The sequence below is a fragment of the Actinomycetota bacterium genome (assembly GCA_035540895.1).
Taxonomy (GTDB): Bacteria; Actinomycetota; JAICYB01; order JAICYB01; family JAICYB01; genus DATLFR01.
Map to the genome: position 1 here is coordinate 1 of DATLFR010000163.1, position 6,811 is coordinate 6,811.

7 protein-coding genes are annotated in these 6,811 nt (G+C 72.5%); 4 read left to right on the forward strand and 3 right to left on the reverse strand.

What is annotated here, in order from left to right; translation table 11 throughout:
- Positions 1-233 precede the first annotated feature (233 nt).
- Positions 234-383 carry a hypothetical protein gene (locus tag VM840_09500; protein ID HVL81812.1) on the forward strand — a complete coding sequence of 50 codons (150 nt, stop codon included), beginning with the start codon at positions 234-236 and terminating at the stop codon, positions 381-383.
- A gap of 42 nt (positions 384-425) precedes the next feature.
- Here VM840_09500 and pyk read toward each other — a convergent pair whose 3' ends face one another.
- The gene (gene pyk, locus VM840_09505; protein HVL81813.1) at positions 426-1,838 is read right to left on the reverse strand and encodes a pyruvate kinase; all 1,413 of its coding nucleotides are present in this window, start codon (positions 1,836-1,838) and stop codon (positions 426-428) included.
- Between the two features lie 56 nt (positions 1,839-1,894).
- Between pyk and VM840_09510 the strand changes: the two genes are divergently transcribed.
- Together VM840_09510 and VM840_09515 are read left to right on the forward strand one after the other, a co-directional pair.
- Entirely contained in the window at positions 1,895-2,350 is a 456-nt protein-coding gene (locus tag VM840_09510) for a PH domain-containing protein (protein HVL81814.1), read from the forward strand.
- A 10-nt stretch (positions 2,351-2,360) separates the two neighbouring features.
- Complete coding sequence (locus tag VM840_09515) at positions 2,361-3,821, forward strand: PH domain-containing protein (GenBank protein HVL81815.1); 1,461 nt, start codon at positions 2,361-2,363, stop codon at positions 3,819-3,821.
- A gap of 35 nt (positions 3,822-3,856) precedes the next feature.
- Here the strand turns inward: VM840_09515 and VM840_09520 are convergent, their stop codons facing one another.
- Both VM840_09520 and VM840_09525 read right to left on the reverse strand, forming a co-directional pair.
- On the reverse strand, positions 3,857-5,131 hold the full coding sequence (locus VM840_09520; GenBank protein HVL81816.1) for a radical SAM protein: 1,275 nt from the start codon (positions 5,129-5,131) through the stop codon (positions 3,857-3,859).
- Between the two features lie 38 nt (positions 5,132-5,169).
- Complete coding sequence (locus VM840_09525) at positions 5,170-6,354, reverse strand: ATP-grasp domain-containing protein (GenBank protein HVL81817.1); 1,185 nt, start codon at positions 6,352-6,354, stop codon at positions 5,170-5,172.
- A gap of 17 nt (positions 6,355-6,371) precedes the next feature.
- Between VM840_09525 and VM840_09530 the strand changes: the two genes are divergently transcribed.
- Positions 6,372-6,811, forward strand: a 440-nt coding sequence (locus VM840_09530) for a hypothetical protein (GenBank protein ID HVL81818.1), incomplete at its 3' end; no start/stop codon positions are given.

Consider the following 6,811-nt stretch of genomic DNA (forward strand, 5'->3'; position numbering starts at 1 on the left):
GCTGACCGAACAGGACCCGGCCCCCGGCGAGATCCCCGTCCCCGCTCCACTTCCCGAGCCCGACGACGGACCCCACCTCGCGTACGCGGTGCAGTGGCATCTGTTCGCCGTCGTGGCCCTCGCAGGGTGGGTCACGCTGGCCGTCCGCAGCGCACGCCCGTCTTGAGCAGGGCGTTTGCGTCCTCGAAGGGCCGGGTACGACCTGGGTAACGCTTCAGAGAACGGAGGTCGAGATGGGACTCGTTGTTCTTCTGCTCATCCTGGCCCTGGTGTTCGGCGGCGTCGGCCTGTTCATCGAGGGCCTGCAGTGGCTGCTGATCATCGGGCTCGTCCTGCTCGCGATCAGCGCCTTCACCGGCTACCGCGGACGCGGCAGGGTCTGAACGCAGCAGTTCCATGACGGGGCGCCCGGGTCGGGCGTCCCGTCATCCTTCCTCGGGCCCTATCCGGTGCACCTTCAACAGGTTCGTGTGCGCCCTCCCCACGGGGGTGGCCGCGACCATGAGGACCACGTCCCCCGGCTGCACCGCCCCGGTCGCCCTCACACGGGCATCCATCATCTGCAGCATCGAGTCGGTGTCCGCAGGCATCTCGCTCACCAACGGGATGATCGCCCTCCGCATCGTCAGCTGACGCACGACCGCCGGGTCGGGCGCGAAGGCGAACACGGGCACGGTCGGACGGATCTGTGAGAGCAGGCTCGCGGTTCGCCCCGTACGCGTGAAGCAGGCCACCGCCGAGGTGCGGACGGGCGGGGCCAGCAGCGCGTCCACGGCGCGGGCCACCTCGTGCGCGTCCGACTCCGCTCCCGGCGGACGGTCGCGGCGGACCAGGTGCGAGCCCGCCCGCTCAGCCGCCTCCACGATCCGGGAGGCGGCTCGGGCCGACTCGACCGGGTAGTCCCCGATGGCCGTCTCCGCCGAGAGCAGGATCGCGTCGGCGGAGTCGAGGACGGCGTTGGCCACATCGCTCGCCTCCGCGCGCGTCGGGCGCGGGGCCCCCGTCATCGACTCGAGCATCTGCGTGGCCACGATGCAGGGCACCCCCAGCTCGAGCGCCCGCTGGACGAGCTCCTTCTGCAGGACCGGGACCTCCTCGAAGGGGATGTCCACCCCGAGGTCGCCCCGGGCGATCATCACCGCGTCGGCCTCGCGGCAGATCGCGTCGAAATCGTCGACCGCCGACCGCGTCTCGATCTTGGCGACCAGGGAGACGGACCGGTCCCAGATCAGCTCGCGGATCGTCCGGACGTCGTCGGCCTTGCGCACGAACGACTGCGCGATGAAGTCGGCGCCTCCGCTCAGGGCTCGCGCGACACCGTCGCGGTCCGCGTCGGTGACGGCCGGCAGGGACAGCCGCTCGGAGGGGATGTTCACACCGCCCCGCGAGCGGACCCGGCCGCCACGGACGACGACGCACTCGACATCGGACCCGCGCACCCCGAGCACCTGGAGCGTGACCGCGCCGTCCGAGAGCATCACCCGATCCCCCGGACGCAGGTCCCGGCAGAGCCCCGGGTAGGACACCGAGGCTCCCGACTCGTCCCCGGGGGACGGGTCGTCGCAGCGCAGCACGAACGGCTCCCCCGACTCCGGACGCGCCTGTCCACGCCTCAGCTTCCCCAGGCGCACCTTCGGCCCGGGGAGGTCGGCGAGGATCCCGACCGGACGCCCCACCTCCTCGGAGGCCGACCGTACGGCGGCGAAGGTCCTGGTCTGGACATCCGGGCTCGCGTGCGACAGGTTGACCCGGGCGACATCCATACCCTCGGCGACGAGCTCGGTCACCCGGGCCTCCGAGGCCGGTCCTATCGTGCAGACGAGCTTCGTTCGGCGCATGCGCCTAACCTACCGCCGCTCGACCGCGGTGAACCGCATCGTACGATGCGCCGGACATGAGGCTCCCGGCGAAGCGACTCGACCCGCGGCTGCGGCTGGTCTGGTGGACGGTGGGCGCCGCCTGTGCGGCGGTCTCGGCCGCGGCTGCCGTGGCTCTCGCCAGGCTCGTGCCGGGGATCCCGCCGATCGCGACGGGCTCGGTCGCCGCCCTGGTGACGGTGCTGGCCGCGGTGCTGCCGCCCGTCATATGGCGACGCTGGCGGTACGAGATCCGCGAGCGCGACCTCTTCGTGAGCCGCGGGTACCTGTTCGCGGTCCATAAGCTCGTGCCGTTCGACCGCATCCAGTACGTGGAGAACAGGCAGGGCCCGTTGGACCGCGTGTTCGGGCTCACGAAGCTCGTCGTCTACACAGCCGCCGGACGCTCGGCGCAGATCCCCGGACTGGACGTCGCGGAGGCGGAGGAGCTGCGCGAGGAGCTGTCCAGGGTCGCGGGGACGTTCAGTGTCTGACCGTCCGGACATGCTCCGCCTCTCCCGCACGGCGCCGCTGGTCGAGCTGGCCGACCTGCGCCGGATGGCCGTGATCGCCGCGCCCGGGGTGATCGCGTCCGGTGAGGTCGACCACCTCGTGCCGATGGTCCTCACGTACCTGGGCTTCGCGGCCGTGATCGCGGCCGGCGTCTACCTGAAGTACCGGCGGTTCCGGTACGCGATCGACGGGGACTCGCTCGTCGTCCAGGGGGGCCTGCTCTTCCGATGGCGCAGGGTCGTCCCGTTCGCTCGGGTGCAGAGCGTCGACGTCGTCCGGAAGGTCCGCCATCGCCTCTTCGGCGTGGTCGAGCTGCGGGTCGAGGCGATCGGGGGCCGCAGCACGGAGGCGGTCTTCCCGGCCCTGGCTCCCGGCGAAGCGGAGCGGATCAGGCTGACGGTCCTGCGCGGGAGCCGCGAGGCACCGACGGACGAGGAGATCCACGGTGACCGGTCCGGACGCGCATGGTGGGACGACGCGCCGGTCACGGAGCGCCCGTCCGGACCCCCCCTCGCGGCGATGAGCCTGCGCGACCTCCTGCTGTACGGGGTCACCGGGGGCCGGGTCGCCGTCCTGGCGCTGTTCCTGGTACAGGGGCTCGAGCTCCTCCCCGTCGACTCCATCGCCGACGCGGCCCGGGGCGCTCCCATCGGGGTCGTGGCCGCGAGCGTGGCCGTGGTGGTGCTCGTCTCGGTCCTGATCTCGCTCGCGATGACCGTGCTCGCCTTCTGGGACTTCACGCTGTGGAGGGAGGGAGACCGCCTGGTGACGTCGCGCGGCCTGTTCGAGCAGCGCCGGTCGGTCGTCCCCCTCGGCAGGGTGCAGGCGGTCCGCCTGGAGGAGAACCTGCTGCGACGGGTGCTGGGTTACGCCACCTTGAACGTCCTCGTGGCCGGGCAGGCGGGAGGTGACGCCAACGAACGCCAGGAACGCAGCGTCCTGCTGCCGATCGCGACGCGGCCGGAGGCGGTCCGCCTCGCCGGGCAGGTCCTCGGGGCCGACGTGGGAGCCGACCTGGACCGGCTCGAGCGCATGCCGGCCCGCGGGATCGCCCGGTACGTGCTGCGGGCGGCGCTCGTCGTCGTGCCGGCGGCGGCCGCCGCCGCCTGGTGGGCGGGCCCGGCCGGATGGTCGGTGCTCGGGCTGCTCCTGGCCGCGGCCGCGCTGTCCACGGTCGCGTGGAGGGTGCGGGGCGTAGCGCTCGCACCCGACCACCTGCTGGTGCGCTCCGGCGTCTTCACCTACGAGACCTCGGTGGTGCCTTACGCCAACATCCAGCACCTGTCGCTGAGCCGGGGCCCCACGCACCACCTCCTCAGGCTCTCGTCGCTGCGCTGCGGGCTGGTGAAGGGATCCGCCCAGGCGTCCAACCTCGACCGGGAACGCGCGTGGGAGATCTACGACGAGGTCGGCGCGCGGGTGCTACGCACCCATTGGGTCGCCGCTCACTGACCTAGAGAGCCGAACTGGCCCTCGGTGGGCTCCGCTCAACAGAACCACGGCTCGGTGAGCCGTGGCCTCCCTTCGGTCGAGCCGACCTCGATCTGCGGGGCTCCCGGTCCGTGCACCGCCTCCCAGATGTCGAAGAACTGGTCCAGGGGATGACGGGCCGTATCCGCGACGAGGCCCGCGATCGCGCCCTGGAGCTCGTCGGCGTGGGGATCCTCGGCCGTCCACGTATAGGTGAGGGCCTGCGGGTCGTAGGGCCCGAGGCGCTGCTTCATCTCCGCGACGTCGAGCAGCAGCGAGCCCGGGGGGACGAGGAGGCGGATCGAGTACTGGACCGGGTCCACGTTGCCGACGAGGTCGTGGTCCACCACGAACCGCAGGATGTCGGAGACGGTCCGGACGGTGGTCCACGGCGTGAACGGGAGCCAGGACGGCCGCACCTCGATCCCGTGCGACCTCAGGAGGTGGACGACCCGCCCCGAGTCCGCGGCCGTGTGTCCCTTGTCCAGGATGCGCAGCACGCGGTCGTCCATCGACTCGAACGCCGACACCACGAAGAGGCACCCGGTGGCGGACAGGCGCGGGAGCAGGTCGGCGTGGCGCAGGAGGTGGTCGACCTTCGCCGTGACGTCGTAGGTCAGGTGGGGGAACGCGTCGTGCACCGCGTCGACGACGGCCATCGCGTGGCGGCTGCGGTTGAGGAAGTCCGGGTCGCCGAAGGTGATGTGGCGAGCCCCCGCGCGGACCTGCGCCTCGACGTCGGCCAGGACGGTGTCCACCGACACCCGACGGGTGCGCCCGTCGTAAACGACCGGGACCGGGCAGTGACGACACCGGTGCGAGCACCCCCGCGTCGCCTCCACGTACCCGGCCGGCACCTCCCCCTCGGGCGTCTGCAGGCGCGCGTAACGGTCGAGCGCCGGGAGCACGGTGCGGTCCGGGGTCGGGGCGGGGGCACGGTCGAGGGTCGTGGTGGCGCCGGGCGCCAGGTCGTCGGCCCAGCGGACCAACCCTTCCACGTACTCCCCGGAGATCAGGCGGGCGCCGGGGGGTCCGGTCATGGCATAGAGGCCGTAGAAGCAGGTCGGCTTCGCCACGGTCGCGGCCGCCTGCAGCGCGATCCGCATCGCGGTGTGCATGGGGACGGAGAAGGCGACCGCGTCCGCCCATGCGACCTCGGACGGCTCCCAAGCCTGCACGGACAGGTCCACCGCCCTCACCTCGTGGCCGGCCTCCCGCAGCGCGGCGGCGGGGATCGCGACGTGCAGGGGCTGATGGCCCATCTCGTAGGTGGAGACCAGCAGGACCTTCACCCCCCGAGCCTATCGGCGGTGTGTCCCGACCGCGCGCCTCACTCGATCTCGAACCGCAGCCGCGAGTGCGCCTCCCGCAGCGAGGCCTCGACGGAGGCCGGGTCGTCGCCGACCGCGAACACGAACCCGAGGTAGCGGTCCCCCTCCGGCAGCGGCACGACCGGCGAGCCCGGCGCGATCGTGACCTCCACGCCCAGCACGCCGGGGACGGCGGCCGCCTCCTCCCTCCCCTCCACACCCCGCAGGACGCCTGGTCGCGGTATCGGCAGCATCATGACCCCGGAGGCGGGCCGCGACGAGCGGAGGTCGTCGAGCGGGAGCCCGAGCGCATGGCGCAGGATCACCTCCTCGAGCGTGACCCCCAGCCCGAAGCGGAGAGAGCGCGAGCAGAGTCCGCCTATCGACCGCCCCGCCAGCTCGAGGACGGTCACGGTCCCGTCCGGGGAGATCCTGGCCTCGGCGTGGACCGGTCCCTCCCGCAGACCGATCGCCTCGGCTGCGCGGGCCACGTGGGAGACGATCGCCCCCTGGTCCGTCCGCCGAGAGGGGGTCACGTAGATCGTCTCCTCGAAGAACGGGCCCACGAGGGGGTCCGGCTTGTCGAAGACGGCCAGGACCTCGAGGCTCCCGTCGCGCAGCAGACCCTCCAGCGCCACCTCGTCTCCGTCTACGTACGTCTCGGCGAGGACGTCCTCGGTCCCGGCGATCAGTCGGACCCGGTCCGCGGCGCGCCGGGCCTCCTCCGGGTCGTCGGCCCGGATCACCCCGCGGGAGGCCGATAGCCCCCTCGCCTTGACGACCACGGGGAGCCCCACCACGGAGGGGTCGTCGTCCGGACCGCAGACGACCGCGCGCGGCTGCGGGAGCCCGGCCGCGGACAGCACCACGCGCATGCGGGCCTTGTCCCGGGTGACGGCTACCGCGTCAGGCGGGTTGTGGCGGAGCCCGAGCCGCTGCGCGGCGCGCGCCGCCACCAACGTCCCCTCGTCGTCGACCGCCACCACCGCCTCGAGCGGGAGCCGGCGGTGATGGGAGACGATGGCCTCGGCGGCCGCATCCGGGTCGCACAGGTCGACCACGAGGGCGCGGTCTCCCATGGTGTGGGCGAGCGTCTGCGCCATCTCGGAGGCCACCACCACCTCAGCTCCCACGGAGGCGGCCGCCTGCAGGAAGTCGGTCGCCCGGTAGGTGGCCGAGGGAAGAAGGAGAAGTACGCGGGGCATGCCTCTATGATGGACGCGTGACGGAGAAGCTGATCGAGGTCACCGAGCGCGCTCGGCTCAAGGCGATCCAGACCCGCGACGCCGAGCCGGACGGCGCAGACCTGGCCCTGTGGCTGGAGGTGCAGCCGGCCGGGCTCGAGTGGTCGTACGACCTGTACCTCGACTCGAAGGACAGCGCTCGGCCGGGGGACGTCGTCCAGGAGGAGGACGGCCTGACGATCGTCGTGCCGGCCGACTCGGTGGACAGCATCCGGGGCGCGACGCTGGACCTCTCCCGCAACCTGCTCAACCCCGGTTGGACGATCAACAACCCCAACGTGCCGAGCGTGAGCCCGGCCGTCGGAGGCGCGATGCCGGCGGACCTCGAGCTGACCGGCGAGGTGCCGGAGCGCGTCGAGCAGGTGCTGGCGCAGCTCATCAACCCCTCCATAGCCTCCCACGGGGGGCGGGCGGAGCT

Excerpts from the sequence above, each read along its gene's own strand:
- VM840_09500 (HVL81812.1), top strand. The coding sequence starts at position 234 with ATGGGACTCGTTGTTCTTCTGCTCATCCTGGCCCTGGTGTTCGGCGGC.
- pyk (HVL81813.1), bottom strand. The coding sequence starts at position 1,838 with ATGCGCCGAACGAAGCTCGTCTGCACGATAGGACCGGCCTCGGAGGCC.
- VM840_09510 (HVL81814.1), top strand. The coding sequence starts at position 1,895 with ATGAGGCTCCCGGCGAAGCGACTCGACCCGCGGCTGCGGCTGGTCTGG.
- VM840_09515 (HVL81815.1), top strand. The coding sequence starts at position 2,361 with ATGCTCCGCCTCTCCCGCACGGCGCCGCTGGTCGAGCTGGCCGACCTG.
- VM840_09525 (HVL81817.1), bottom strand. The coding sequence starts at position 6,354 with ATGCCCCGCGTACTTCTCCTTCTTCCCTCGGCCACCTACCGGGCGACC.